This window comes from Streptomyces sp. RLA123, from assembly GCF_056270165.1.
The window spans coordinates 475,145-500,281 of record NZ_JBWDOR010000003.1 but is presented as its reverse complement, the minus strand read 5'-3'; the positions used below and the strand labels follow the sequence as shown (position 1 = coordinate 500,281).

Sequence of the window (25,137 nt, the reverse complement as noted above, 5' to 3'; positions counted from 1 at the left end):
CCACGGGGCCATGCCTCCATGCCCTCCTCTTGAGAAAGCCCGCACCGATGCGCTTCCACCGGCCCTACATATCCACCACCGCCGCCGTCATCGCCTCCTCACTGGGAATCGCCGCGTACCAGCACGCACCCGAGGGGAACCACCCCAGCCCGGCACCCGAGACGGCATCGGTCGCCCAGGACGCCGCCGGTCCCGCGGACCAGCAGCCGGTGGCCGCCCCCGCGGAGCCACAGTCGACCGTTCCGCCGAAACCGCATTACCCCGCCCGGCTGCCGGGGCTCGGCCCCAGGACCCTGGCGCGCATCCCGGCCGGCGCCCGGCAGGTCCTCCTGGTGACGGGAACCGGCAAGACGTCGGCGACCTCCAGGGTCGTGCTCTACGAGCGCGTCGACGGCGGCTGGCGACCCGGCGCGGTGTGGGCCGCGCACAACGGCTACAAGGGCTGGACCGACGAGCACTACGCGGGCGACCTGCACAGCCCCATAGGAGTCTTCGGCCTCACCGACGCCGGCGGACGGCTGGCCGACCCCGGGACCAGGCTGCCGTACCACCGCTCCGGCGCCTTCAGCATCAGCGGCGCCGGGTTCGAGGGGGAACCGCTCGCGGGTTCCTTCGACTACGTCATCGCCATCAACTACAACCGGCAGCCCGGCACATCACCGATGGACGGTGCCCAGCCGATGGGCGCGAGCCGAGGCGGCGGCATATGGATCCACGTCGACCACGGCGGTCCCACCCACGCCTGCGTCAGCCTCTCCAAGACGCACATGCAGCAGTTGCTGCGGGCCCTCGACCCCGCAGACCACCCCGTCGTCGTCATGGGCGACGCGGCCTCTCTCGCCCGATGACCATTCCGCGGTCCACAGGAGCAAGCGTGTCCTCCCTTCCCCACGTCACCGTGATCGCCCTCGCCGTCGTCGGCGCGTCGGTCCTCACCGCCTGCGCGGGTTCACACCCCGGCTCCGATCCCGCCGCTCAAGGCGCAACGCCGTCCCGGGCCTCCTCGTCCGGGCCGCGGGCCGCGACCGGCTTCCGCCTCACCACGGGCGCCGCGGACGGCGAACGGCACGCCTCCGTCGGCGGCGCGGGCGATGTCGAGGTCTCCGGAGGGAAGATCTCGTCCGTCACCCTCACCACCGCGGGCGGGCAACCGGTCCGGGGGACCGCTGCCGGCGACCGCCGCCGCTGGTCCCCGGACGACGCCCTGGCCTACGGCACCTCCTACCACCTCGTGGTCGACGCCTCCGACGAAGCGGGCCGGGCGCAGACGCGCCGGCTGTCCTTCACCACACTCGCCAAGGACGAGCGCCTGACCGGCACGTTCACCCCCGAGGACGGCTCGACCGTGGGCGTCGGCATGCCCGTGTCGCTGACGTTCAACAAGCCGGTCACCGACAAGAAGGCCGTCGAACGCGGCATACGCGTCACCAGCGACAGCGGCCAGGAGGTCGTGGGCCACTGGTTCGGCGACCAGCGCCTGGACCTGCGCCCGCAGACGTACTGGAAGGCCCACGCCCATGTCACGCTGAGCCTGCGCCTGGACGGCGTGAAGGGCGCGGCAAACGCCTACGGGACCCAGGACAGGACTGTCCGCTTCACGGTCGGCCGCAGCCAGGTCTCGACCGTCGACGCCGGCGCCCACACCATGCGCGTCGTCCGCGACGGCCAGACGGTCCGCACGATCCCGATCACCTCCGGCGCGCCCGGCAGCACCACCTACAACGGGCAGATGGTGATCTCCCAGAAGCTCATCTCCACGCGCATGGACGGCGCCACCGTGGGATACGCCGGCGAGTACGACATCCCCGACGTCCCGCACGCGATGCGCCTGTCCACCTCCGGCACCTTCATCCACGGCAACTACTGGGCCCAGGACTCCGTCTTCGGTCACTCCAACGTGAGCCACGGCTGCGTGGGTCTGAACGACGTCCAAGGCGGCGGCGACCCGGGGCAGAACGCGGCGTGGTTCTACGACCACTCCCTCATCGGCGACGTGGTCGTCGTCCAGCACTCCCACGACCACACGATCGCCCCCGACAACGGCCTCAACGGCTGGAACATGACCTGGCAGGAGTGGAAGGCCGGCTCGGCCCTCGCATAGCGCTCCGCGTCGAGGCCGGGGCCTGTGGGACGGGGGCGGACATCCCGTCCAGGGAGCCTTTCAGGGATGACGCGCCGGCGCTGGAGGGTGGTCATGCCGCGTTCGACGGGACGGCGGAGTGGTGCGTGCGCTCGGCGGCGATCACCCTCCCGGGGGACGATCATTCGCCCCGCAGCGGGAGCGGCGTGACCCATCACACCAGGTGCGATCCGATAGCCCTGCCTCGTAGCCTCGGCCCCATGACCGACCACGCCCTCGTCCCCGACGACTTCGTCGTCCCCGCGGACCTGATCACCCCGCAGTTCCGTCTGGAACCTCTGGGACCCCAGCACAATGCCGCCGACCACGCCGCCTGGACCGGCAGCATCGAGCACATCCGCGCGACCCCGGGCTTCCAGGGCCGGGGCTGGCCTCCTGCCGACGGGATGACCCTGGAGGCGAACCTCGCCGACCTGCGGCGTCACGCGGACGACTTCGCTCAGCGCCGCGGATTCACCTACACCGTCATCGAGAGCGCCACGGGTGAGGTGATCGGTTGCGTCTACATCTACCCCTCCCGCAGCGACGACCACGACACCGACGTCCGCTCCTGGGTGCGTGCCGACAGAGCCGGGCTGGACGCGCCCTTGCAGGCGGCCGTGACGGCCTGGCTGTCCGCGAACTGGCCCCTCGGAAGCCTCGACTATCAGTCCCGTCCCCGCTGATCACCGTGTGGTCCCGCCGTACGGCGATGGGCCCGCTACCGCCACGCCTCGTTCTGCGTGTGGCATGACGAGCAGGCCGGGCGGCTCCGGTGCCCGACCGCCTCTGTGACCCCGGACGCTCTGCCGTTCGCCGCTGCCTATCCGGCTTGTGGGGATCTCGCCCCGGTCGTCGAGGGGTTCATCGCCGACAGCGGGCCGGGCTTCATCGCCCGGGCGGATCTGGACGACGCGCAGGGCGACGTGGAGCCGACGGGGACCGAGCGGAAGCTTGCGCCCTTCCGTGTCCGGGGCAGCGGCGTGGGCTCCTCGCCCTGACGGGATCCGCCCGTCCCCAGGGGCGTGCCGGGATGTGCCGGCGCAGGACGGGCACGGGTCACGTGTGGGCGATGGACGGCGTGCCGGTCCTGACCAGCCGATCCGCCGCGGGGACGTCCAAGGCCGGACTGCCCCGCTGATCGTCGACGAATGTGACCGTCTCGTCGAGCGGCGCCCGGCCCGTGCGGGTGCAGTCCACGGTGACGTCCTCGAAGCCGATCGACATACCGCAGAAGAGGATCAGGCCATCCGGCGGGGAGAGGATCTCCGCAACGGTTTTGCGGTACTTCGCCCAGGCCATCTGCGTGCAACTGTGCAGCCCCTCGGCGCGGAGGAGCAGCATGACCGTCTGCAGATACATGCCGATGTCGGACCACTGGGCCAGCCCCAGATCCCGGTCGATGTAGCAGAACAGGGCGGCGGGAGCGCCGAAGAAGTCCCAGTTCGCAGCAGCGGCCCTCTGGCGGGCTTCCAGATCCCCGCGGGCAATGCCGAGTGCGCCGTACCGCTGCTCACCGAAAGCGGATCGGCGTTCGCGGTACGGGGCCTTCAGGGCCGGCGGGTACTGCTCGAATTCCGGCTCGTCCCAGGCCTCGCCCGAGTCCAGGCGCTCGCCGGCGCGCTTCCTGAGCTCGGCCAGCGGGCCGCCGGTGACCACGTAGATGTGCCATGGCTGCAGGTTCGACGCGGAAGGCGCCCAGGCCGCAGCGCACATGACGCGCTCCAGCACCTCCCTCGGGACGCAGCGGTCGGTGAATCCGCGTACTGCGTGCCGGCTCGTGACCGCTTCATAGACGTCCACAGTCGCCCACCTCCCAGATGAGTGGTGTTCTGCCTTATTGACAGTTCAAGCACGTGAAATGTGACAAGAGCCGATATGCCCCGCGCTGTGTCCTCTCTGGAGTGCCGACGGCACGGAGAGTCACGCGGCGAGTGTCGTGAATTCGGTGATCGGCCGCCCTGAGGGCCGGGCGGCAGGCGTCCGATTCGCGGGCGGACCTTTCGCCGCGGAATGAGGCCTGGTGCGCGACCCGCGTGGCCGTCTCCGCGTCGGAGGGCGATCGAGGAAATCGCGTCGGCTCAGGGTCTGGTGGGCACTCAGCGTGTTAAGTTAACACGAAGATTCGTTTTTTTCACTGAGGGCGGGACGATGCCGAAGGTCACTCAGGAGTACATGGAGGCCCGCCGCAGGCAGATCTTGGACGCGGCTCGGCGCTGCTTCCTGCGCGACGGATTCCACTCGACATCCATGCAGGACCTGTTCGCGGAATCGGGCCTTTCGGCGGGCGCGGTCTATCGGCACTTCGCGAGCAAGAACGAGATGATCACGGCGATCGTCGAGGAGAACATACGCGATGTACTCGCCACGGTGCACAGTGCCGCCAAGAGCCGCCCCAGCAATTCTGTCGGCACCCTGATGGCGGACGTCCTCGATATCGTGAAAGCCAAAACCGCTGAGCAGGGTATCGCCGGACTATCGGTGCTGGCGTGGTCGGAATCCCTCCGTAACCCCTCACTGGCCAGGCAGTTCGACGACCTGATGACGCAGATGCGGTCCGCTCTCGCGGATGTCGTCCGCGAGCACCAGCGGAGCGGCACCCTCACCCGCGAGGCGTCTCCCGACGCGATCGCCGCCGCACTCATGTGCATCCTGCCCGGTTACATTCTCCAATTGGCCATGGGCGACGCCAAGATCATGGACGAGGTTCCCGGCGCGTTGCGCGCACTCTGGCCGAATTCGGTCGAGTCCGCCAATTGAGCGTGGCGATGCCGGTGCGGCAGTGGTGGCGTACGGCCTGCTGCACCGGCCCTTCCCTGCGTCGCGGGGCTACGGACACGGACGACGCGTTCACCAGCCGGCCATGACGACACCTCGGTGTCACTAAGTGGTCGGCTCCGGAAGTCCTTCGGGGGTGGACGTGTCGGTGACCTTATGTAAGTTCCTGGGTCCACCTGGTGTTGAACCGGTTCGCGGAGAGCCGGGCTGGTTCTGCGTCTTCTTCCAGCGTGCCCGGGGGAGACTTGGTGCGTGTAGCTGGGGTTAGCGGTAGGCAGCGGTGAAGGCCCGGACGCCGGCGTCCGCGTAGTGGTCGAGTTCGCTCTGCGAGTGCTGGGGACTGCCGTGGAACATGGCCTTGTTCACCGGGATCCACAGGAGCAGGCCGGTGAAGTGGTTGGCGGCCAGATGCACGTCCGTAACGCGGAGGAGACCGTGGTCGGCGAGGCGTTGGAAGGTGGCTGCCAGAGTGGCGAGGACGCGTTCGAAGCCCTGCTCGTACCAAGTGGCGCCGAGTTCGGGGAAGGTGTCGGCGTTGGCGATGATCAGGCGTCGCAGCTGGAGTACCTGGGGCTGGGTGAGGGCGGCCAGGAACTGGCGGGCCAGACGGGTCAGGTTCTCCTCCAGTGCCTCGGCGTCGGCCGGGATGTCGGCCACCAGATCGACCATGGCGTCGACCCGGTCCGTCGTGGCCAGGACGATCTCGGCGAACAGCTTCTCCTTGTCCGCGAAGTGCTTGTAGACGGTCTGCTTGGAGACTGCGGCCTGCTTCGCGATGTCGTCCATGCTGGTCCCGGAGTACCCCTTGGCCATGAACGCCTGGGTCGCGGCGTCCAGGATCGCCTTGTGCTTGCGTGCGGACCGGCCTTGCTCGCTCGCTTCCATCGCCCACCTTTCGGTACTGGACAGTCCAGTTCGTGCGTGACTAATCTAGCGCCCGGCTCCGATGAGTACCACACCGTCTAGTTCTACATGTGGGGGAATCGCATGACCCAGACCATTGCCGCCCCGGTCACGGCCCGCTCCGCGTCGGCATGGCCGACAACGCGGGTTCTGCTGGCGGGTGGCGTCACGGCAGGTCCGCTGTTCCTGGGCCTCGGCGCCGTCCAGGGGCTCACACGCGACGGCTTCGGCTTCACCCGCAACGCGATCAGCCAGCTCAGCCTGGGCGATCTCGGCTGGATCCAAGTGACCAGCTTCCTACTGACCGGCATGCTGGCCGCCGCAGGTGCGGCCGGGATCCGCCGCGCCCTGGACGGCGCACCCGCCGGCACCTGGGCGCCGCGCCTGATCCGTGTGTTCGGCGCATCCTTCGCCCTCGCCGCAGTGTTCACCGCGGACCCGGGGGCGGGCTTCCCCGCCGGTGCCCCACATGCCCCCGCCGCCTCCCTGAGCTGGCACGGCGCCGCCCACATGCTCAGCGCCATGGTGGGCTTCCTCGCGCTGTCCGCAGCGTTCCTTGTCCTGGCCCGGCACTTCGCCACGCACCAGCAGCGCGGATGGGCCGTGAGCTCACGCCTGGTACCGCTGGGGATCCTCGCCGGATTCGCCTGCTCCTCCGCCACCGTGCTGGCCTTCACCGCCGGAGCCGGACTCGGCCTCCTGTGGCTCACGGCCATCACCGCCCGGCTGATAACGACCCTCCCCGCCGCACAGAAGTAGCAGCACCCGCCCACGAATCGCGGGCGCAACCAAGTCAACAATCACAATTCACTACAACAGACAGGACACCGCAATGACCGGACCGGTGAAGGGCCCCGCCAGCTACTTCCCTTCGATCGAGAAAAAGTACGGCCGCCCGATCACGGACTGGAAGGACCTCATCCACTCCTCGCCCCTGACCAAGCATATGGAACTCGTCTCCTGGCTCAAGACCGAGCATGGACTTGGCCACGGCCACGCTAACGCGCTTGTCGCATACACCCTCGCCGAACGCAGCGGTAAGTAACCCGAGCATCCGCACCGGCGGACCTGCTCAAGCCCGCAAAGACGGTCGCGACTGTGGGTGCTGCGGAAAGGGGCGGCCGGTGAGATCCACTTCTGCTGATCGGTCTGCCTGCCTTGCCTGTTGCGTCCGCCTGCCCGATATCGCTGACAGCCTCGCAGAGGCAGCGGCTGAAGAAGATGGCCTATGGCCACAAGACTCCCCACCAGGCCCGGATGCGCGCGGAACTGGTGCTGCGTGCGGCACGTGGACGCTCCAACGCGCGGATCGCCGGTGAGACGGGCCTGCACGTGGACACGGTGCGCACCTGGCGGGGCCGGTTCGCCACCGGCGGTCGTCCGGCCCTTGAGGACCGTAAGCGTTCCGGGAGGCCGCCGCGTTTCACCCCGCTGCAGACTGCCGAAGTGAAGGCACTGGCCTGCCAGTTACTTGCCGAGACCGGCATTCCGCTGTCCTGCTGGTCCTGCCCGGAACTGGCACGTGAGGCTGTCGACCGGGGCATCGTGGAGGCGGTCTCGGCCTCCACGGTGCGCCGCTGGCTGAAGCGGGATGCGCTCAAGCCCTGGCAGTACCGCTCATGGATTTTCATTCGCGACCCCGGCTTCCGTACCAAAGCCGCCCGCATCATGGACCTCTACGCCGGCCTGTGGCAGGGCGAACCCCTGGGCGAGAACGAGTACGTCATCTCCGCGGATGAGAAAACCTCCATCCAGGCCCGCTGCCGCTGCCATCCCACCCTGCCCCCGGGACGAGACCGGGCGTCGCGCGTCAACCACGAGTACGAACGCGGCGGTGCGCTCGCCTACCTGGCCGCCTATGACGTCCACCAGGCCCGCGTCATGGGCCGCTGCGAACCCACCACGGGCATCGTGCCGTTCATGGCGCTGGTCGAGCAGGTCATGACCAGCGAGCCATATGCCAGCGCCAGACGCGTCTTCTGGAGTCGACAATGGCTCCTCCCATCGCGGCAAGACAGCCGTCGACGGCCTGACCAGCAGGTTTCCGAACGCGGTCATGGTCCACACACCCGTTCACGCTTCATGGGTCAACCAGATCGAGGTGTTCTTCTCCATCGTTCAGCGCAAGGTCGTCTCGCCTAACGACTTCACCGACCTCAACGAGGTCCGGGACCGGCTTCGAGCATTCGAAGACCGCTACAACGCCACAGCACAGCCGTTCCAGTGGAAGTTCACCACCTCCGACCTGGACGATCTGCTTGCCAGACTGGACCGGCACACAACCGACCACCAGGGAAAATCCTCCATCAACCCGCCAACGTGATCAACCCTCGAAGGACTTCGAAGCTCGACCACTTAGGCCACGCGGTTGCGGCCCAGGATGGTGGGGAATCCCGAGGGGCATACGGCGCCGCCGTCGGAGTACGCGGCTTCCTCGGCGAAGAGTCGCTCCAGCACGGTCACGTCCCCCGTCCGGGCGGCCGCCACAAATGCGGTCAGGAACCGCTGGTGGTCTTCCGCGGCCACGCAGGATCGTTTCTTCGCAGCGAGGCGCTTGCGGGCCCGGCTGACCAGTTGACGAGTGTTGACCTGGGAATGGCCGATGACCTCGGCTATTCGCCCGTACGGGTATTCGAAGGCCTCCCGGAGCACGTAAGCGGCTCGTTCCACGGGCGTCAGTCGTTCGAGGAGCAGCAGCACCGCGATGGCGAGCGTCTCCCGGTTGATGGCGTCCACCTCGGGGTCGCTCATCGTGTCGACGGACTCCGGCAGCGACATGCCGACGGACCTCTCACGGCGGAATCTCGCTGATTGCAGCACATTGATGGCAAGCCTCGTCACCATTGTGGTGAGAAAGGCCTCCGGATTCTGCACCTGGGATCGGTCGCATGTCTGCCAACGGATCCAGGCTTCTTGGAGTACGTCCTCGGTTTCGCTGACGTTGTGCAGCATTCGGTAGGCGATACGGAACATCACGCCATGGGCGTGGTGGAACACGGCCTCCGACTCGAGACTGTCCCTGGCGTCCTGAGCGGGCCTGTCCGTCGTGGGCATGGTGCTTTTCCTTGCTTTGGTGCTTCGGTCGGTCACCGCCACCCACCGACGCCGGAGGGATGGCCCTCGTGCCCTGATCCGGTGCGGCGGTTCGAGTGATGCGGCCGTCCGGGCTGCCCGTGAGGGCCGGACGCGGCGGCGGACATGGGCCGCCGTGGCATCCGGCAGATCTCTGCGGGGGGCGACGTCGATTCGGGATGTGAGAACCGCGCGAGGAAGGGCAGAGCGGGAGCGCCCTGCCCTGCCCCGTTTCTCCTTGGGCGCCCTGGCCCGGTCGTCGCGCCCCGGCGGGTCGTGAGTCCCGCGCGCGTTTCCGGGGCTCGGTCAACGAACGGGCGGTGTTTCCCGGTTCGGTGTTGCGGGGCGCCTCTCGCACGTGGCGCCCCGCACTCGCGGGAGACCGGCCGCACCCGTCGGGAGGCCGGTCCGTGTCGCTGGAGAGCGAGGGGCACTCGTCGTGGTCTGCGTCAGTCGTGGAGCGCGTGGCGGGCGTGCGCGTGACGCCCGTCCAGTGCCTGCGAGGGAGAAGGGACGGGTGCGTCGGACGTTGCCATGACGAGGGCATCGGCGCGTTCGTCGGCCGCTTTGTCCCCGGCGCTCGCATCGCGGTGCTCATAGGAGTCCTCTTCGATGGTGTCGCCCAGGACGGTGAGGGTTCGACGGGCGAAGACGACGGACGTCAGTCCGAGCACGCTCCACAGGACGAGGACGGCGATGTGGCTTCCGGATCCATTGCCGTCGAAGTAGGCCGTGCTGCGCAGAAGGCTTGCTCCGGCGCCCGGGGGCAGCCATTGGCCGATGTCGTCGACCGCCTTGGGCAGCAGCTCGGGTGCGGAGGTGCTGCCGGAGAACGGATTTCCCACGAAGACCATGAGTACGGCGCTGACACCCAGGCCCGGATGGCCGATGAGCCTGATCAGGCCGGCGCTGGTCGCACTGATGGCGAGCAGGGTGAGGGACAGGGAGGCGTAGGTGGCCAGGTGCTCGTGCGGCAGCGCACCCAGGATGCCCTGGGTGACCAGGTAGGCGGCGAGGCCGCACACGGCGCACACGGCGATCAGGTCGATGACGCGACGCCACCCCGGCAGATGGAGAGCCGACAGCGTGATCAGGGCTGCGATGAGGATTCCGCAAATGGTGAGCGGGAGGAGTGCCGCGGTGAAGACCACTCCCCGGGGGTCGTCCGCGGAGGTCGGGACGACGTCCACGGTCTTCACGGTGACTTTGGCCGCCGCCTTGGGGACGTTCTTGCGGCTGTCGGACGCGTGAGACTTGTCGTGGGCATCAAGGGCAACGTGCCGTTGCGGCAACTTGGGTGCGTGGGCGGCAAGTTGCTCCCCGGACGCCCCCAGGAGCTGGGCCACGGGCATGCTGGCGGCCGTGGCCTCCAGCACGGTGACTCTGCCGGGAGCTATGACGAAGGCGCCGTAGACCTCCCGCTTCATGATGGCGGAGCGTGCCGAGGCCTGGTCGGGGTAGAGGTGGAAATCGAATCCGCCCGGCGCGTTGTGCGTCATGCTTTCGACCGCCTTCTGGCTGGCCGTGCTCGTGCCCACGATTCCCACGGGCAGATCTCGCGGGGCGATGCGCGACGCGGGTCCGGCGAATGCCAGCGCGGCGAGCGAGATCACCAGGGGCAATCCCACGATCATGAGGACAATCCGGCGCCAGGACAGGACCCTCACCAGCGGGTTCTTCATGGTCACGCCTCTCATAAGATGAATGATCATTTTGTTTAGCTTCAGTTTGGTGCGTTTGCCGAGAATCGTCAAGACGAACATTCGTTTTCTTTCGCAGTGTACCCGCGTCCCGACCGCAGCCGTTGGGTGGGGAGGGGTGCGGTATCGGCTGACGCTGACGTGCAGGTCAAGGAATGTGCAGATGCGGGCGCGAGGGGCGTGCCGTGGGGATCGCCGGTGTGTTGCCGACTGCTGTCGCGTCCGGTGGGGCCTGCGGCTGTGCCTGCGGCCCGGTGGTGGACTGTGAGCGTTGCCGGAACAGCAGGGTCCATCCGGCGACGCTGACCAGCCCGGGGGTGATCAGCCGGTACAGGAGATCTGCGGCGGTGGCGGCGATGGTCGGTACCCCGCCGTGGTGCAGGGTGAGGATCAGGGCCGCGTCGAGAGTGCCGAGCCCTGCGGGCAGCAGGGGCATGGCTGACGCGGCCGTCATCGCGGCGACGTAGGCCAGCAGCACCGTGCCGAGCGAGGGCGAGGCTCCGACGGCGTGGCACACGGCGAGCAGACACGTGAGATCCGCGCCCCAGTTGGCCAGGGCCAGGCCGAGCCCCCGTGCCCAGAAGCGGGCCGGCGGGTCCATGGCGGCCAGTTCGTCGAGCAGCCCTTCGGGCGAGCGCGGCTCCGCGACGCTGCGGCGCAGCCTGTGCCACAGGCGATGAAGAACGCCCACGGGCCGGCGCAGTACGGCGGGGTGGTGGACCAGTGCCAGTGCGGCGCCGGCGAGAGCGCAGGTCGCGAGGGCCTGAATGGCGAGCGGGAGGAGTCGGGAGTTGTCCCCCGCCAGAGTGTGTCCGACGCCCGCGAGCAGGGCGAGAGCGATCGTGCTCAGAACGCCGGTGGCCGCATGCGCGAATCCGATCTGAGGTGCGCTGGCGCCCCAGGCCCGCATCCGGCGTGTCCGGTAGGTGAGGGAGACCAGGCTCCCGCCGGGCAGGCTCGCGCTCAGGGCGTTGCCGGCGAACACCGTGGCGGCGGTGGAACCGATGGTGACCCGCAGCCCTCCGGCGCCGAGCGCGAACCGCTGAAGGCGCGCGAACGCCATCATGGACACCGTTTCGGCCGCGAGCGCCGGCAGAAACCACCGGAGATCGGCGTCGGCGAGCTGTCCCGCGGCCTGGCGCGCGTAGGGTGCCACCCACACCAACTCGGTGCCCACCACGCTCAGCGTGGCGCACGCGGTCAGCACGGTACGCCGGCGTGAACGCTGCGGAGTCACGCCACGTCCTTGCGCCAGGGCTGTCCTGTGCTGCTCCTCATCGCGCCGTCGGCCAGTCGGGCAGCACACGGACGGGACCTTCGAGGTGCAGGCGGCGCCGCGTGTGCTCGGGGAGGGCCAGGTCCCACAGACCCGCGAAGAAGTGCACGTCGACGCCGAGACCCGCGGTACGGCCCCGTTGCTCGCCGGCGACGGCCGGGGAGGGGCCGGCGATGTCGAGCCGGATCGGGGGCGCGGCGTCGGTGATGCCGTTGAGCGTGAGCATGGCGATGGGAGCCCGCTGTATCGCGCTCTCGGTCCGCGGGCGGCTGCGGATCAGCCGCAATTCACCTTCTGATCCCGCGAGTTGGTGACCCAGGTCGGTCCGTCGCCACCTGGAGCGCCGCGAGGGCCCGGCTTCGTCGACGCCGGGTATCCGGAAGCGCACCAGTCCTCCCGCCGTGTCGCGGACACCACCATGGACGAGGAATGTCTCGTCCAGGTGGAGTGGCAGATATGAGGACATCTGGCCGGACCGCCGGCTGCGCAGCCAGCTGCCGGCCGCGCGACTGCCGCTGCTGCCGCCGTCCTCGCCCTTCGGCGACGTGGGCTCGACGGTCGAGTGGTCGGTCCCGTCGTTCGGGGACGGGGGCGGGGGCGGGGAAGAATCGATCATGGTGGTTACCCGGGTGCGCGTAGGGAGATGAGACGGGTTCGCGGCCCGAGCCGGGGCAAGCGTCCCCGTCCGAAGGAGGCCAAGTGCGCCATGGAGCATCCTCACGCCATGGCCGCGGGCTGCTCGACGAGCCAGTCCTGGGTGAGTGAGTAGCCGGCCCGGACCAGGCGCGGTGTGTCGCGGAAGTCGACGAGGCTGACGACGGGGGTGGTGGCCGCGGGCAGGCGGAGAACCGATCCGCGGACGGCTGCGAGGTCCCGTCTCTCACGTTCCACCAGGATCTGGCCCACCGCCCGGTAGGCGGCGAGCAGCGCCGCGTGTGCGTGATGGTCCGTCTGCTGGGTGACGGCAGCGGGCAGTACGTAGATCGTGGTCGCGCCGAGTGCTTCCGCCTGGAGGACGGGCGTGTCCGCCGACACGCCCCCGTCGATGAGGCGGTGCCCGCCGACGCACACCGGGGGATAGAGCCCCGGAAAGGCCGCCGAGGCGAGCAGCGCCGGAACGGCGTCGCCTCGGGACAGAACGACGGCAGCGCCGGTCTCGGCGTCGGTCGTCACAATGTGCACCGGTACGGCGGTGTCCTCAAGGCGGTTCACGCCGACCCCGTCCCGCAGCAATCGCCGCAGCGCCGCGCTCGAGACCGCCGCCTCGCCCCATCCGAGGGCGGCCCTGATCAGGGTCCTCGGTGATATCGGCGCGACATGGCGGCGCTTGAGGCCCAGCCACAACGCCTCCAGCCGGTCGATGCCCTCGATGCCCGGGTCGGCTGCGAAGGCGGCGGCGTTGAGAGCGCCGGCGGAGGATCCCACGACGAGATCGGGAGTGACTCCCGCCTGCGTGAGGGCCCGCAGCGCACCTACCTGCGCCGCGCACAGGCTGCCCCCGCCTTGCAGCACGAACGCCACGGTGCCGGACGGAGCCCGCTCGGCCTCGGCGGGTGCTGCCCGCGGTCCGTCGTCCCCCGGAACCTGACATGGAGTCACTCCCGACCCGCCGGTCTGCACGGCACCCATGTCGCCTCCTCCCCTTCCGGGAACGGCCATTCCGTTCGAGCGCTGCCTATCCTGCGCCTCGGGTGAAGGGTGAGTCAAGACGAATATTCGTTTTCTTTGATCTCCCGGACTCGGGCCCGAAGCTCCCGCGGCAGCGATGACCTGCGGACTTTCGGGAGAAGCCGGCAGAACGTGCCTCGCGAATGCGGCCCCGATCACACGGGTGTGACCGGGGCCGTGCCGAACGCGGGGCGGATGCCGCACCGACCTCGGACCTCAGACCCCGTGCATCGGTCCGACCCGGGGCCGCAGATAGACCGCCCACGTCACGATCGAGCACACCGCGTACGCCGCCAGGAAGGCCCAGTAGGCCGGTTCGCCGCTCGCGCCGTGCAGGAACGACTGCCGGAACGCGAGGTTCACCAGGACTCCCATTGACGCGCCGACCGGCCCGATGAGCGCCGACGCCCGCCGGCGCGAGTCCCGCTCCGCGGTCTGCGTGTCCGCGCCCGCCGCGACCGCGAGGCGCGCCTTGGCGTGAAAGATCGCCGGGATCATGCGGTACGTCGAGCCGTTGCCGATCCCGCTCAGCACGAACAGGGCGACGAAGCCCACCAGGAACATCGGCAGCGACTCCCGCCGCGATGCGGCCAGCACGACGCCCACGGCCGCCGCCATCGCGACGAAGGTCCACAGCGTCACCCTGGCACCACCCCAGCGGTCCGCCGGCCGCCCGCCGAACGGCCGCACCAGTGACCCCAGCAGGGGGCCGAGGAAGGTCAGGTACGCCGCCTTCACGGGAGTGTCGAACTGCCCGTGGAACTGGACCTGCAGGACGAGCCCGAAGGCGAAGCCGAAACCGATGAACGAGCCGAACGTGCCGATGTAGAGAAGGGACATCACCCAGCTGTGCGGCTCCTTCGCCACCTCCCGCAGGGCCCGCCCGTCGTTCCTCGGCGACGCGAGGTTGTCCATCCTCAGGGCCGCGCCCAGCGCGGCCAGCACGATCAGCGGCAGGTAGACCAGCGGGACCAGCCGCGGCTGCGCCGCACCCGCCGTGGCGATCACCGTCAGGCCGACCAACTGCACCACGGGCACTCCGAGGTTGCCGCCGCCCGCGTTGACGCCGAGCGCCCAGCCCTTGAGCCGCTGGGGGTAGAACGCGTTGATGTTCGCCATCGAGGAGGCGAAGTTGCCGCCCCCGACGCCGGCCACGCAGGCCACGGCCGGCAGGGTGCCGCCCACGACCCCCGGCCGCAGCACGACTCCGGCCAGCACGGTCGGGACCAGCAGCAACAGCGCGCTGAACACCGTCCAGTTGCGGCCCCCGAACCTGGCCACCGCGAAGGTGTAGGGCAGGCGCAGCGCCGCGCCGAGCGCCGTCGGCAGCGCGGTCAGCGTGAACTTGCCAGCGCGCCCGCGATCACCGCTTTCCTGGGGACCGCGCTGACCGACGGCGCACACGGGCGGGTGCTGGAGGCGATGTCCGGCGACGTCCTCCCGGTCTGCGTCGGCCCGGTCTGCGCGCGACCCCTGCTGGACGCCGGGCTGCCCGTGGTCTGGCCCGAACGCGGGCGTCTCGGTGCGCTGGTCCGCACACTCACGGAAACGCTGCCCGCACGCGGCCGCCGGGAAGTGCGGCTCGCCGACCGGGCCCTGGTGCTCCAGGGTAACGCGCTGCTGGTCGACGGGGAGTGCCACTGGCTCTCGCCGAAGAGCGCCGCCCTCCTGCGCGCACTGGCCGAGAAGCCGGGCTGGGTGCTCAGCCGCGCCGAACTGCTGCGCCGCCTCTGGGCGGACTCCGATGCGGACGAGCACGCCGTGGAGGCGGCCGTCGCCCGGCTGCGCTCCTCGCTCGGCCCGTACGGCCGCCTGGTCAGAACCGTCCCCAAGCGCGGCTACTGCCTGGCGGCGGTATGACGAGCGCTGCCCCTGCCACCCGGCCCGGGCCGACCCTCCTCGCCATGGCCCACGGCACGCGGGACGCGGAGGGTGTGGCGGTGACCGAGGCACTCGTCGCCCGGGTGCGCGCGTGCTGTCCCGGCCTGCGCGTGGAGCTCTGCTTCCTCGGCCTGGTGACGCCGTCGCTGCCGGAGGCCCTGGCCCGGCTGAGCGGCGAAGTGGTCCTGGTGCCGCTGCTGCTCGGCGCGGGCTACCACCTTCGCGTCGACATCCCCGCGGCCCTCGCCGGGGCGCCCCATCTGCGCGCCCGGGTCGCCTCCGCGCTCGGGCCCGACCCACGGCTGGCAGACGTCCTCGCCGACCGTCTCGCCGAAGCCGGGTGGCGCGCCGGCGACGGACCGGTCGTCCTCGCGGCGGCCGGATCGACCGATCCGGCCGCCAACGCCGACGCCGCGGCCATGGCCGCGCTGCTGCGCGACAGGCTCCCCGGTGCGCGGGAGGTCGTGCCCGCCTACCTCTGCGCCGCCGCTCCGGACCCGGCAGGGGCCGTCGCCGCCCTGCGCGCGGCCGGACACGCCCGCGTCCACGTCGCCGGATACCTTCTGGCCCCGGGCTGGTTCGCCCGCCGCGCCGCCCGCTCCGGAGGCTGCGTCACCTCCGCGCCGCTCGGCACGCACGACGCCCTCGTCGAACTCGTCGTACTCCGCTACCAGGAGGCCCTGGCCGGGGAAGCCCCCGAGGCCCGAGCGGCCGGTCCGACGGGAAACCGGCCGCCGTGCCCGCGCCGCTACTCCTCGAGCGGTCCGAGGTCCGGGGTGTCGCACAGGTCGACGGCGGTACGGGTGGTGGCGTGCAGTTCCAGGACCACCAGCTCGTTGGCTCCGGGACGCAGGACCGGGGCGGGGACGTAGAGGCGCTGCTGAGGGCCGCGGGACCAGTAGCGGCCCAGCGCGAAGCCGTTGACCCAGGCGTTGCCCTTGGTCCAGCCGGTCAGGTCCAGGAAGGTGTCCGCGGGGCTCTCCACCGCGAAGACGCCGCGGTGGAACGCGGGACCCACGGGCTGCGGGCCGCCGGTGGTGAAGGCGAGTCCCGACAGGTCGTCCAGGGGCAGCGGCCTGCTGCGCCAGCCGGTCAGTTCGGTGCCGTTGGCGGTGACCGGGCCGGTCAGTCCCTTGCGGTCGTGGATGCCCTGGCCGTAGTTGACCCGGCCCTGGTTCTCGACCAGCACCGTCAGGGTCGCGCCCTGCGCGGGGACGGTGAGGGCCAGCGCGCTCTCGTGCTGCTCACGCTCGAGGACCCCGACGGGGGCCCCGTCGAGGAAGACCTGGGCGCGGTCCTTGACCTGGGTGAAGTGGAGCAGGGTGGGGCCCGGCCCGGTCAGCTCGGTCTCGTACAGGACAAAGCCGAAGTCCTGGCCCAGTTCCTCCATGGTCAGCGGGCGCGGACCGGCCACCGCCTCACCCAGCCGGTCGGCGGAGCCGAGCAGTGACGCGGTCCCGGTGAGTCCGACGCCGAGGAGGTTGAGCTTCTTCGACGGCTCGGGCAGGGGGCTGTCGGGCACGGTGGTGTGCCGGGCGAGGACTTCGCGGAACGCGAGGTACTTGGGGGTGATGTCCCCGGCCTCGTCCAGCGGCGCGTCGTAGTCGTAGGAGGTGATGGTCGGCCGGTACGTGTGCTTGTCGTTGGCGCCGTTGGTGAAGCCGAAGTTGGTGCCGCCGTGGAACATGTACAGGTTCACGCTGGCACCGGCGGACAGCAGTTCGTCGAGGTCCGCGGCGGCACTCGCGGCGTCGCGGACGACGTGCACGCCGCCCCAGCGGTCGAACCAGCCGTTCCAGAACTCGGTGCACATCAGCGGGCCCTCGGGCTGGTGCTCGCGCAGCGCGGCGAGGTTCTGCGCGGGACGGCTGCCGAAGTTGACGGTGCTCAGGACGCCCGGGATGCTGCCGCGGGCGAGGTCGGCGGGCTGGTCGCAGGTGAACAGCGGTACGTCGACACCGCCTTGGCGCAGCTTCGCCTCCAGGTGCCCGAGGTAGGCGGGGTCGTCGCCGTAGGCGCCGTACTCGTTCTCGACCTGCACGGCCAGGATGGGGCCGCCGTTGGTGGCCAGGTACGGCGTGACGAGCGGCAGGAGCCGGTCGAGGAAGGCGTCGACGGCCTCCAGGTAGCCCGGGTCGGCGGTGCGCAGCGCGATGCCGGGTGTGGCGAGCAGCCAGGACGGCAGGCCGCCGCCCTCCCACTCGGCGCAGATGTACGGCCCGGGGCGCAGCAGGACGTGCAGCCCCTCGGCCTGGGCGAGTGCCAGGAAGGCGGGCAGATCCAGTCCGCCGTCGGCGTGGAACTCGTCAGGCCGGGGCTGGTGGAGGTTCCACGGCACATAGGTGTCGATGGTGTTCAGCCCGAGGAGGCGCGCCTTGTGCAGCCGGTCCCGCCACTGTTCGGGGTGGACGCGGAAGTAGTGCAGGCCACCGGAGATGATGCGGAACGGCTCGCCGTCGAGGCGGAATTCGTTCCCTTCTGTCCGCAGTACGGGCATGGCGGGTGCTCCTCCAGTGGAGTCGGGATCACGTGCGGGTGGTGCTGTCACGGGGTGTTCGCGGAGGTGTCGGCGCGAGGTGCCCGGGACGCGATGTTTGCGTTGCCATCACGAAGCGTGACGACGGAGGTGCGGATGCGGTGATTCATCGGTTCAACGGTTCACGGTCGCCGGTCTGCCGGGGGCGGGGCGGTACTGCCGCGGACCACGAGCCTGGTGGGCACCAGCGTGGTGCCCTGCTCCGCGGCGTCGTCCCGGATCTGCCGCAGCACGCCGTCGACGCAGCGCCTGCCGACCTCGGCGAAGTCCTGGTGGATCGTCGTCAGGGGCGGCATGAAGGAGGCGGCCTCCGGGATGTCGTCGAACCCGACAACACTCACGTCCTCCGGCACCCGCCTGCCGTGCTCGTTCAGCGCGCGCAGCACACCGAGGGCCATCTGGTCGTTGGCGACGAAGACCGCGGTGCAGGCCGGATCCGCCGCGATCCGCAGCCCGGCCTCGTAGCCGGACTGCGCCGACCAGTCGCCGCGCAGCAGTTCCGGCACGTCACGGCCGGCGGATTCCAGGGCCTCCCGCCAGGCGCCGACCCGGCGCTCGGACGCGAAGGACTCCTCGGGGCCCGCGATGTGCCGCACCGTGCCGTGCCCGAGGCCCAGCAGATGCTCGACGGCAGCGCGGGCACCGCTGGCCTGGTCGGTGTCGACGACGCAGTACTGGTCGCCGGCGTCGGAGTCGACGACGACCAAGGGGGCCGCCGGCGGCAGCGCCACCGTCATCGCGTCCAGCAGGTGGACTTCCATGATCATGACGATGCCGTCCACCGCGAGTTCGCCGAGCCGCGTGAAGGCACCGCGCACCCCGTCCTGCGTGGGCGCGGTGACCGGCAGCAGGGTGGTCGCGTAGCCCGCGCGCGCGGCGGAGGACGAGACCGCCTCCAAGGTGCGCATGTTGCCGGTGCTGGACAGGGTGAAGAGGATGACGCCTATCGTGCGGAACTCACCGCTCTTCAGGGCGCGCGCCGCGCTGTTGGGGCGGTAGCCGAGCTGCTTCATCGCGGCGAGCACCTGCTGCCGGGTGTCGTCCAGTACGCCGGGGAAGCCGTTGGAGACCCGGGAGACGGTCTGCGCCGAGACGCCCGCCAGCTTGGCGACATCGGCCATCGACGCACCGCGCCGCCGTCGCTGCGCGGCGGCCACCGAGTTCTGACCGGTCCCGTCCACGTCCGTCGTACCCTTCGTCACGCATCGCAGCCGCTGAATGTAGGAAGTCTATGGGGGCGCGGAAAGCCGTGGATCGGCGGTCCGTAAGCCCGGGGTGGGCCGGCGCCGGCGGTTCCGTGCCTGGGAACCGCCGGGCCGGCGAGGGGTGGTGCCGGTGCGTCAGTTGCCGACGGAGAAGCCCTGGTCCTTGCCGTACTTCACCGACGCGTCCTGCCAGCCGGCGAGGGCGTCGGGCAGCGAGGTGGAGGACACATAGGCCTTGCCGACGGTGTCGTTGAAGATCGAGTTCGCGTACACCTGGTAGGGCAGGTAGGACCAGCCGGGCGCCACGTTCTTCGCCGACTCGGCGAAGACCTCGTTCGCCTTCTGGCCGCCGAAGTAGGGGAACTCGGTGTTCAGGAACGCGTTGGAGTTGAGGTCCGCGGTCGTGGCGGGGAAGGCGCCGCCCTTGATGCGGGCCTGGACACCCGCGTCCTTGTCCGCGTACTTGACGAAGGCGTAGGCGAGGGCCTTGTCCTTGCTGGCCTCCGTCACCGCCAGCGAGCTGCCGCCGTTCTCGGCGCTGGCGGTCTTCCCGGCCTGCCACTGCGGCAGCGGTGCGGCGCGCCAGTTACCGGAGGCCGAGGGGACGCCGGAGACGAAGTTCGCGGGCATCCACGCACCCGTGTTGAGGGTGGCGATGGTGCCGTCGGCCAGTCCCTTGTACCACTGGTCGCTCCAGGAGCTGATCGGGGCGAGCAGCTTCTCGGAGATGAGCTTCTGCCAGACGGCGGTGAACTGCTTCGTGCCGGGGTCCGTGAAGTTCACCTTCACCTTGGTGCCGTCCACCGAGTACGGGTGGCCGCCGGCCTGCCAGATCATGCTGGTCACGAAGCCGGCGTCACCGGTGTCGTTGGTGATGTACGCCTTGGGGTTGGCCTTGTGGAGCGCGCGGGCCGCGTCGAGGTACTCGTCCCAGGTGGTGGGCACCTTGATCTTGTACTGGTCGAGGACCTTCTTGTTGTAGAACATCGCCATCGGCCCGGAGTCCATGGGCAGGGCGTACACGCCGTTGTTGATGGAGACGGCGTTCCACGGGCCGGGGGAGTAGGCCTTGGACAGGTCCTTGGCACCGTACGGGCTGAGGTCGGCGACGGACTTGCCCAGCGCGAACTGGCTCAGCGCGTAGTACTCGACCTGCGCCACGTCGGGGGCGCCCGAGCCGGCCTGGACCGCGTTCTGCAGGGCGGTGTACTGGTCGTTGCCCGTACCGGCGTTGACCAGCTTCACCTTGACCTTGGGGTACTTGGCCTGGAAGTCGGTGACCACCTGCTTCAGCGTCGGCTCCCACGCCCACACCGTCAGGTTGCCGCCCTTGTTCAGCGCCGCCTCGACGCTGCCCGCGTCCGCGGCCTTGGCCCCGGAACCGGAGTCGCCGGAGGAACCGCAGGCGGTCAGGGCCAGGGCCCCCGCGCAGAGCACCGCGAACGCCTGCGCCGAACGGCGAAGTGGCTTGTTCGTCATCGCATCTCACTTCGTTGTGGTGATGTACTGCGGCGCCGCCCGTCGCCCACCGCATGGGTGTGCCGGGGAGGGGCCTGCAGAGGTGGACACGGCGCCTCCGGGGCGCCGGTGATCATTCCTTGACGCTGCCGGCGCTGAGTCCGGTCTGCCAGTAGCGCTGGAGGAAGAGGAAGGCCGCGATCAGCGGGACGATGGTCAGCAGCGACCCGGTGATCACGAGATTGAAGACGGGCTGCCCACCGGCCGTCGCGGCCTGGGCGTTCCACGCGTTGAGCCCCAGCGTGAGGGGATACCAGTCGGGATCCTTGATCATGATCAGCGGCAGGAAGTAGTTGTTCCAGGTCGCGACCACGGTGAAGAGCAGGACGGTGACGATGCCCGGCCCCAGCAGTGGCAGGCTGATCTTGAAGAAGGTGCGGATCTCGCCCGAACCGTCCACCCGGGCCGCTTCCAGCAGCTCGTCCGGGATCGCCTCGGAGGCGAAGACCCACATCAGGTAGAGGCCGAACGGAGAGATCAGCGAGGGGACGATGACCGCCCACGGTGTGTTCGTCAGGCCCATCTTGCTGAACATCAGGAACGTGGGCACGGCCAGCGCGGCACCCGGTACGGCGACCGCGCCGATCACCACCGCGAACACCGACCGCTTGCCCGGGAAGTTGAACTTCGCCAGGCCGTAGCCGCCCAGCACGGCGAGGAAGGTCGCGCCGCCGGCGCCCACCACCACGTACAGCAGGGTGTTCAGCAGCCACCGTACGAAGATGTGGTCGTTGTAGGTGAGGGTCTGCTGGATGTTGTCCCACAGCGCGAAGTCGCCGCTGAACCACAGCCCGAAGGAGTCGAGCAGATTCTTCTGGGTCTTGCTGGCGCTGATCAGCAGCCAGGCCAGCGGGATCAGGGCGTAGACCGCGACGAGCGCGGTCAGAATCGTGAGCAGGACGTTGCGCTTGGGCCGGTCGGAGGAGCGGCGCCGGCGCGCGGTCCGCCCGGACGACGCGGAGCCGGAGTACTGCCGCTTGGGCGCGAGGGTGCTGGTGCTGGACTGGGCCATCGTCACGCCTCCTTCCGCATGCCGCGCAGCTGCACGACGTAGGCGACGATCATCGTGACCACTCCCATGACGATCGCGACCGTCGCGGCGTAGTTGTGCTGCTGGCCGGAGAAGGACAGCGAGTAGGTGTACAGGTTCGGCGTGAAGTACGTCGTGATGGCGTTGGGCGCCAGGGGCTTGAGGATGCTCGGCTCGTTGAACAGCTGGAAGCTGCCGATGACCGAGAAGATCGTCGCGATCACCAGCGCCCCCCGGATCGCGGGGATCTTGATGGACCTGACGATCCGCATCTGGCTCGCGCCGTCGATCTCGGCCGCCTCGTAGAGGGAGTGCGGGATCACATGCAGCGCCGAGTAGAAGATCAGCATGTTGTAGCCGACGAACTCCCAGGTCACGATGTTGCCGATGCTCGCCAGCACTAGGCCGGGCGAGAGCGGGTTCGGCAGGGAGGTCCCGAAGGTGTCGTTGATGTTGGCGACCAGGCCGAAGCGGTCGCCGTACATGAAGCCCCACATCAAGGTGGCCACGACGGCCGGGACCGCGTAGGGCAGGAAGATCGTGATGCGGAAGAAGTTCCGGCCGTGGAGCCGTCCGCTGTCCAGCGCGAGGGCGATGAACAGGGCGATGCCCAGCATGATCGGCACCTGGACCGCCAGGAACAGCGCGACGCGGCCGAGCCCCGACCAGAACTGGCTGTCGTGGAAGGCCTGGGTGTAGTTGTCCAGGCCGACGAACGAGGTGCCGCCGATGAGCTGGTCGCGGAACAGGCTCAGATAGATCGAGTAGCCGATCGGCGCCAGGAAGACCAACGCGAAGAAGATCATGAATGGCGCGACGAAGCCCCATCCCAGCCAGCGCCGGCCCCGGCGTCCCCGAGGTGGCGCCGCCCTGCCGGTACTGGAAGGCGGCGATATGGCTGCCATGATCCCATCCCTCACGTCGTCGTGCGGGGCCCCGTCGTCTGGACGAAGCCCCGGATGGTTGCGTAAACATCGCCGACCGTCCGGTCGCACGTTTGCGCAAACATTTGGATGACGCGATGTTGGCACCGCTGTTCGGGAAGCGTCAAGAGGTGTTCAGGGGTTCTTCTCCGGCGCGCGGTCACGATCCTGTCGCGCGGGCCGGCGGGGGGACTGGCCCCCGGGTGCGGGTGGCAGGGCCGAAGCGCCCGCGGCTTCCCGGTGAACGCCGGGTGCGGGGGTGCGTCGTGATGCGATCGCGGCGCTGTCCGGCGAGGGCGGCAAAACCCAGGTGTCACCGGGCCGGTCGGGCGTCATGGTGCCCGATGCGACGGTGGGGGCGGAGGGCTGCCGAATTCGGGTAGGGGCGTCGCGGGCGGGCGGGAGCGGCCCCGAGCGGGTGGCCCCCAGGTGCCCAACCTCTTTGCCCTGGGCGGTTCAGGGTTGCTGCGGCCGGGCGCCCGCAATGGTGGCACATATCACTTCACCGCCGGCCGCGGCTGATCGCGATCCGGCGGGTCCCTGCCCGTCCGATGTGGGACATTTCTGCCCGCCTCGGCAACAGCCCTGCCAGGATGGAGAGATTATGGGGTGTTATGTCCGAAATGCCGGAACAGCCGCATTGCGGCCTTGCCCGGGCGCTCGACACCACGGGGACCACCCGGCCTGCCGACGGGAGGACTCCGGCGCGGCCGCGGTCCGCCGGGATCGGGCCGGCCGGTGCCGGTGGGCGTGACGACCGTTTCGGAGTCCGGTGTGGTGGACCGTGCCGACGGGCCGTGCCGACGGGCCGAGCCGACGGGCCGAGTGTGGAGCCTGGGCCCGGGAGTCCGGAAGGCATGACGGACGCTCCCGGGCCCCGGGCGTCACTCGGCGGCGGCGCCGACGGTGATGGGGGCGGTGTTGTTGCTCAGGTCCGGGTCGAAGTCCATGACCGGCGGTTCGTAGTGGCTGTTGACGAGGGACACGGACCCGGGAGCGTTGGCCGGCACCATGCTGTCGATGCGCAGAGTGAAGGTGAAGTCGCTGCGATGCTGTTCCCAGAGGAATATCGGCGTACGGCAGCGGAAGGAACGCGAGCCCCCCTGGCAGCTGTGCGGTGCGGCGACAGCGGTGGTGCCCTCCGGGAGGGTCACGTCGACCAGTGCGGCCGGCTCCCCGGCGAGGAGCGAGGCCACCCAGGCCGGCCCGTCGTTCTCGACGGCGACGGTAGTGGTGACGATGTCACCGGGAAGTCCGGTCACCTTGGCACCGACCGCCTTGAGGTCGGCGCTGTTGGCGGCCTGGATGGTGGTGACGCGGTAGTTGTCGCCCTGGTTGAGGTCCGGATCCAGGTCCGAGGTCCCGGCTGATCGGAGTGCCGCTTCGGGCTCCAGGGTGAGCCGGCCGCCCGAGCCGGGGGAGAACTCCTTGCCGTTCAGGGCCTGCTGGTAGGCCTCATCGGTGTACGGATCGGCTGAGTAGTCGAAGCGTTCGTACAGGGCGGCCGGGCCGGCGTGCAGCGCCGCGGCCCCGGACAGGTCGTAGGTCATGCCCGGTTCGGCAGGCTGGTCCACGACGCACACCACGCTGGTACCCGTGGGGTTGGCGGTGTCGTCATCGTCGGCGTAAGCGCAGTTGCCGTACCGGTTCTCGAAGGCGAGGCCGTGCGAGGCGAAAAAGGTCAGCAGTGTGCGGTCGACGGTCTGGTTGCCCAGGTTGCTCAGCCGCAGATGCTGGTCGACGTCCGTGCCGGGGCTGACACCCTTGAGGTTGGGCAACTGGCTGAGGGAAAGGTCCGGGCCGCTGCCGATGGTGACGGACACGTCCATCGGTTCGGCGTCCAACGGGCCGAAGTCGCTGTCGGCGTCGGCGGATATGTGCAGGAGGCCCGAGGCACCCGCGGGAGCGCCGGCCTGGGCGTGCAGGACGAGGGCGGCGACGGTGGTGTAGGGCCCGGCGCTGATGGGCCCGAAGTCACAGGTGGCGGTGAGCGGTGTCGTGTCGTCAGGGACGCACGCGGCCGGCCAGCTCACCACGGCGACATCCGCGAGCCCGGAGGCGTCGACGCTGAGGCGGCCGCTCGTCACGTTGTTGTCGGCGTTGTCGTGGCCGATACCGAGCTGGAGTGTTCGCGGTACAGAGGTGCCGGATTCGGCGCTCGCGGCCGGGAGTTGGAGATCCCATGGTGCGGCGATGTCGAGATGGTCGGTCGGGTCCGTGTCGGCGGCGAGGGCCGGGCCGGCAGCCGCGGCGAGTACGACACCGCTCACGGCCGCCAGGGCGAGCCATCTGCGGCGGCGCCATGTTTGGAGGGGGTTGCGCGGTTCCCGCATGGAGAGCTTCTTTCTTCCCGGTACGTGTGTGCCCGCTCGAACCGAGGACACAAGTCGACTGGGACGTCGGGCGATTGGATCGACCGGAAGGCTACGCGGTGGCACCGACAGAACCGCTGCGGAGCCGTCCGTCAGGTCGGTTCACACGTTGCGGGGCACCGCCGGGATGCGCCGGGCATGTGTCGAGGGACCGCG

Annotated in this window: 24 protein-coding genes and 1 pseudogene; 11 read left to right on the top strand and 14 right to left on the bottom strand. The window is 69.8% G+C overall.

Annotated features, from left to right (window positions below):
- Positions 1 to 47: 47 nt before the first annotated feature.
- The 4 genes from RV983_RS02265 to RV983_RS02250 all read left to right on the top strand — a co-directional run bounded on the left by RV983_RS02265 (position 48) and on the right by RV983_RS02250 (position 3,120).
- Positions 48 to 848 carry a L,D-transpeptidase family protein gene (locus RV983_RS02265; protein ID WP_475990199.1) on the top strand — a complete coding sequence of 267 codons (801 nt, stop codon included), beginning with the start codon at positions 48 to 50 and terminating at the stop codon, positions 846 to 848.
- 26 nt (positions 849 to 874) lie between these two features.
- Positions 875 to 2,101, top strand: a complete 1,227-nt coding sequence (locus RV983_RS02260) for a L,D-transpeptidase (protein ID WP_475984053.1) — start codon at positions 875 to 877, stop codon at positions 2,099 to 2,101.
- A 239-nt stretch (positions 2,102 to 2,340) separates the two neighbouring features.
- Positions 2,341 to 2,805, top strand: a complete 465-nt coding sequence (locus RV983_RS02255) for a GNAT family N-acetyltransferase (RefSeq protein ID WP_475984052.1) — start codon at positions 2,341 to 2,343, stop codon at positions 2,803 to 2,805.
- 105 nt (positions 2,806 to 2,910) lie between these two features.
- The gene (locus tag RV983_RS02250) at positions 2,911 to 3,120 is read left to right on the top strand and encodes a hypothetical protein (protein ID WP_475984051.1); all 210 of its coding nucleotides are present in this window, start codon (positions 2,911 to 2,913) and stop codon (positions 3,118 to 3,120) included.
- Between the two features lie 58 nt (positions 3,121 to 3,178).
- Here the strand turns inward: RV983_RS02250 and RV983_RS02245 are convergent, their stop codons facing one another.
- Positions 3,179 to 3,922, bottom strand: coding sequence for a nitroreductase (locus tag RV983_RS02245; RefSeq protein ID WP_475984050.1), 744 nt, complete (start codon positions 3,920 to 3,922; stop codon positions 3,179 to 3,181).
- 348 nt (positions 3,923 to 4,270) lie between these two features.
- Between RV983_RS02245 and RV983_RS02240 the strand changes: the two genes are divergently transcribed.
- Complete coding sequence (locus tag RV983_RS02240; RefSeq protein WP_475984049.1) at positions 4,271 to 4,879, top strand: TetR/AcrR family transcriptional regulator; 609 nt, start codon at positions 4,271 to 4,273, stop codon at positions 4,877 to 4,879.
- Positions 4,880 to 5,161: 282 nt separating this feature from the next.
- Here RV983_RS02240 and RV983_RS02235 read toward each other — a convergent pair whose 3' ends face one another.
- A complete protein-coding gene (locus RV983_RS02235) occupies positions 5,162 to 5,782 on the bottom strand; it encodes a TetR/AcrR family transcriptional regulator (RefSeq protein ID WP_475984048.1) in 621 nt (206 codons plus the stop codon).
- 102 nt (positions 5,783 to 5,884) lie between these two features.
- Here RV983_RS02235 and RV983_RS02230 point away from each other — a divergent pair, with 102 nt between their 5' ends.
- From RV983_RS02230 to RV983_RS02215, 4 genes are all read left to right on the top strand, one after another.
- A complete protein-coding gene (locus tag RV983_RS02230) occupies positions 5,885 to 6,559 on the top strand; it encodes a DUF998 domain-containing protein (RefSeq protein ID WP_475984047.1) in 675 nt (224 codons plus the stop codon).
- Positions 6,560 to 6,632: 73 nt separating this feature from the next.
- Entirely contained in the window at positions 6,633 to 6,845 is a 213-nt protein-coding gene (locus RV983_RS02225) for a DUF4287 domain-containing protein (RefSeq protein WP_475984046.1), read from the top strand.
- A gap of 212 nt (positions 6,846 to 7,057) precedes the next feature.
- Entirely contained in the window at positions 7,058 to 7,942 is an 885-nt protein-coding gene (locus tag RV983_RS02220) for an IS630 family transposase (RefSeq protein WP_475984045.1), read from the top strand.
- Complete coding sequence (locus RV983_RS02215; protein WP_475984044.1) at positions 7,902 to 8,123, top strand: hypothetical protein; 222 nt, start codon at positions 7,902 to 7,904, stop codon at positions 8,121 to 8,123. The genes RV983_RS02220 and RV983_RS02215 overlap by 41 nt, the downstream gene beginning before the upstream one ends.
- Before the next feature lie 32 nt (positions 8,124 to 8,155).
- Here the strand turns inward: RV983_RS02215 and RV983_RS02210 are convergent, their stop codons facing one another.
- From RV983_RS02210 to RV983_RS02185, 6 genes are all read right to left on the bottom strand, one after another.
- Positions 8,156 to 8,854: a sigma-70 family RNA polymerase sigma factor gene (locus RV983_RS02210; RefSeq protein WP_475984043.1), complete on the bottom strand. Its 699-nt coding sequence runs from the start codon at positions 8,852 to 8,854 to the stop codon at positions 8,156 to 8,158.
- A gap of 467 nt (positions 8,855 to 9,321) precedes the next feature.
- Entirely contained in the window at positions 9,322 to 10,560 is a 1,239-nt protein-coding gene (locus tag RV983_RS02205) for an ABC transporter permease (protein ID WP_475984042.1), read from the bottom strand.
- Positions 10,561 to 10,720: 160 nt separating this feature from the next.
- Complete coding sequence (locus RV983_RS02200) at positions 10,721 to 11,809, bottom strand: lysylphosphatidylglycerol synthase transmembrane domain-containing protein (RefSeq protein ID WP_475984041.1); 1,089 nt, start codon at positions 11,807 to 11,809, stop codon at positions 10,721 to 10,723.
- 37 nt (positions 11,810 to 11,846) lie between these two features.
- The gene (locus RV983_RS02195; protein WP_475984040.1) at positions 11,847 to 12,464 is read right to left on the bottom strand and encodes a hypothetical protein; all 618 of its coding nucleotides are present in this window, start codon (positions 12,462 to 12,464) and stop codon (positions 11,847 to 11,849) included.
- A 101-nt stretch (positions 12,465 to 12,565) separates the two neighbouring features.
- A complete protein-coding gene (locus tag RV983_RS02190) occupies positions 12,566 to 13,477 on the bottom strand; it encodes a patatin-like phospholipase family protein (protein ID WP_475984039.1) in 912 nt (303 codons plus the stop codon).
- 255 nt (positions 13,478 to 13,732) lie between these two features.
- Positions 13,733 to 14,920, bottom strand: a complete 1,188-nt coding sequence (locus tag RV983_RS02185) for an MFS transporter (RefSeq protein WP_475984038.1) — start codon at positions 14,918 to 14,920, stop codon at positions 13,733 to 13,735.
- Between the two features lie 18 nt (positions 14,921 to 14,938).
- On the opposite strand from RV983_RS02185, the gene RV983_RS02180 reads away from it, so the two are divergent.
- Together RV983_RS02180 and RV983_RS02175 are read left to right on the top strand one after the other, a co-directional pair.
- A complete protein-coding gene (locus tag RV983_RS02180; RefSeq protein WP_475984037.1) occupies positions 14,939 to 15,376 on the top strand; it encodes a winged helix-turn-helix domain-containing protein in 438 nt (145 codons plus the stop codon).
- A pseudogene (locus RV983_RS02175) lies at positions 15,373 to 16,044 on the top strand (sirohydrochlorin chelatase); the annotation flags it as partial. The gene RV983_RS02180 and the pseudogene RV983_RS02175, both read left to right, overlap by 4 nt.
- Before the next feature lie 101 nt (positions 16,045 to 16,145).
- Here the strand turns inward: RV983_RS02175 and RV983_RS02170 are convergent.
- From RV983_RS02170 to RV983_RS02145, 6 genes are all read right to left on the bottom strand, one after another.
- Complete coding sequence (locus RV983_RS02170) at positions 16,146 to 17,894, bottom strand: glycoside hydrolase family 35 protein (RefSeq protein ID WP_475984036.1); 1,749 nt, start codon at positions 17,892 to 17,894, stop codon at positions 16,146 to 16,148.
- A gap of 161 nt (positions 17,895 to 18,055) precedes the next feature.
- On the bottom strand, positions 18,056 to 19,054 hold the full coding sequence (locus tag RV983_RS02165; protein ID WP_475990198.1) for a LacI family DNA-binding transcriptional regulator: 999 nt from the start codon (positions 19,052 to 19,054) through the stop codon (positions 18,056 to 18,058).
- 219 nt (positions 19,055 to 19,273) lie between these two features.
- Positions 19,274 to 20,617 (bottom strand): ABC transporter substrate-binding protein, encoded by a 1,344-nt coding sequence (locus tag RV983_RS02160; RefSeq protein ID WP_475984035.1) that lies wholly within the window; start codon positions 20,615 to 20,617, stop codon positions 19,274 to 19,276.
- A gap of 112 nt (positions 20,618 to 20,729) precedes the next feature.
- A complete protein-coding gene (locus tag RV983_RS02155) occupies positions 20,730 to 21,668 on the bottom strand; it encodes a carbohydrate ABC transporter permease (RefSeq protein WP_475984034.1) in 939 nt (312 codons plus the stop codon).
- A 2-nt stretch (positions 21,669 to 21,670) separates the two neighbouring features.
- On the bottom strand, positions 21,671 to 22,591 hold the full coding sequence (locus RV983_RS02150) for a carbohydrate ABC transporter permease (RefSeq protein ID WP_475984033.1): 921 nt from the start codon (positions 22,589 to 22,591) through the stop codon (positions 21,671 to 21,673).
- Between the two features lie 902 nt (positions 22,592 to 23,493).
- Complete coding sequence (locus tag RV983_RS02145) at positions 23,494 to 24,942, bottom strand: hypothetical protein (protein WP_475984032.1); 1,449 nt, start codon at positions 24,940 to 24,942, stop codon at positions 23,494 to 23,496.
- Between the last annotated feature and the right edge of the window lie 195 nt (positions 24,943 to 25,137).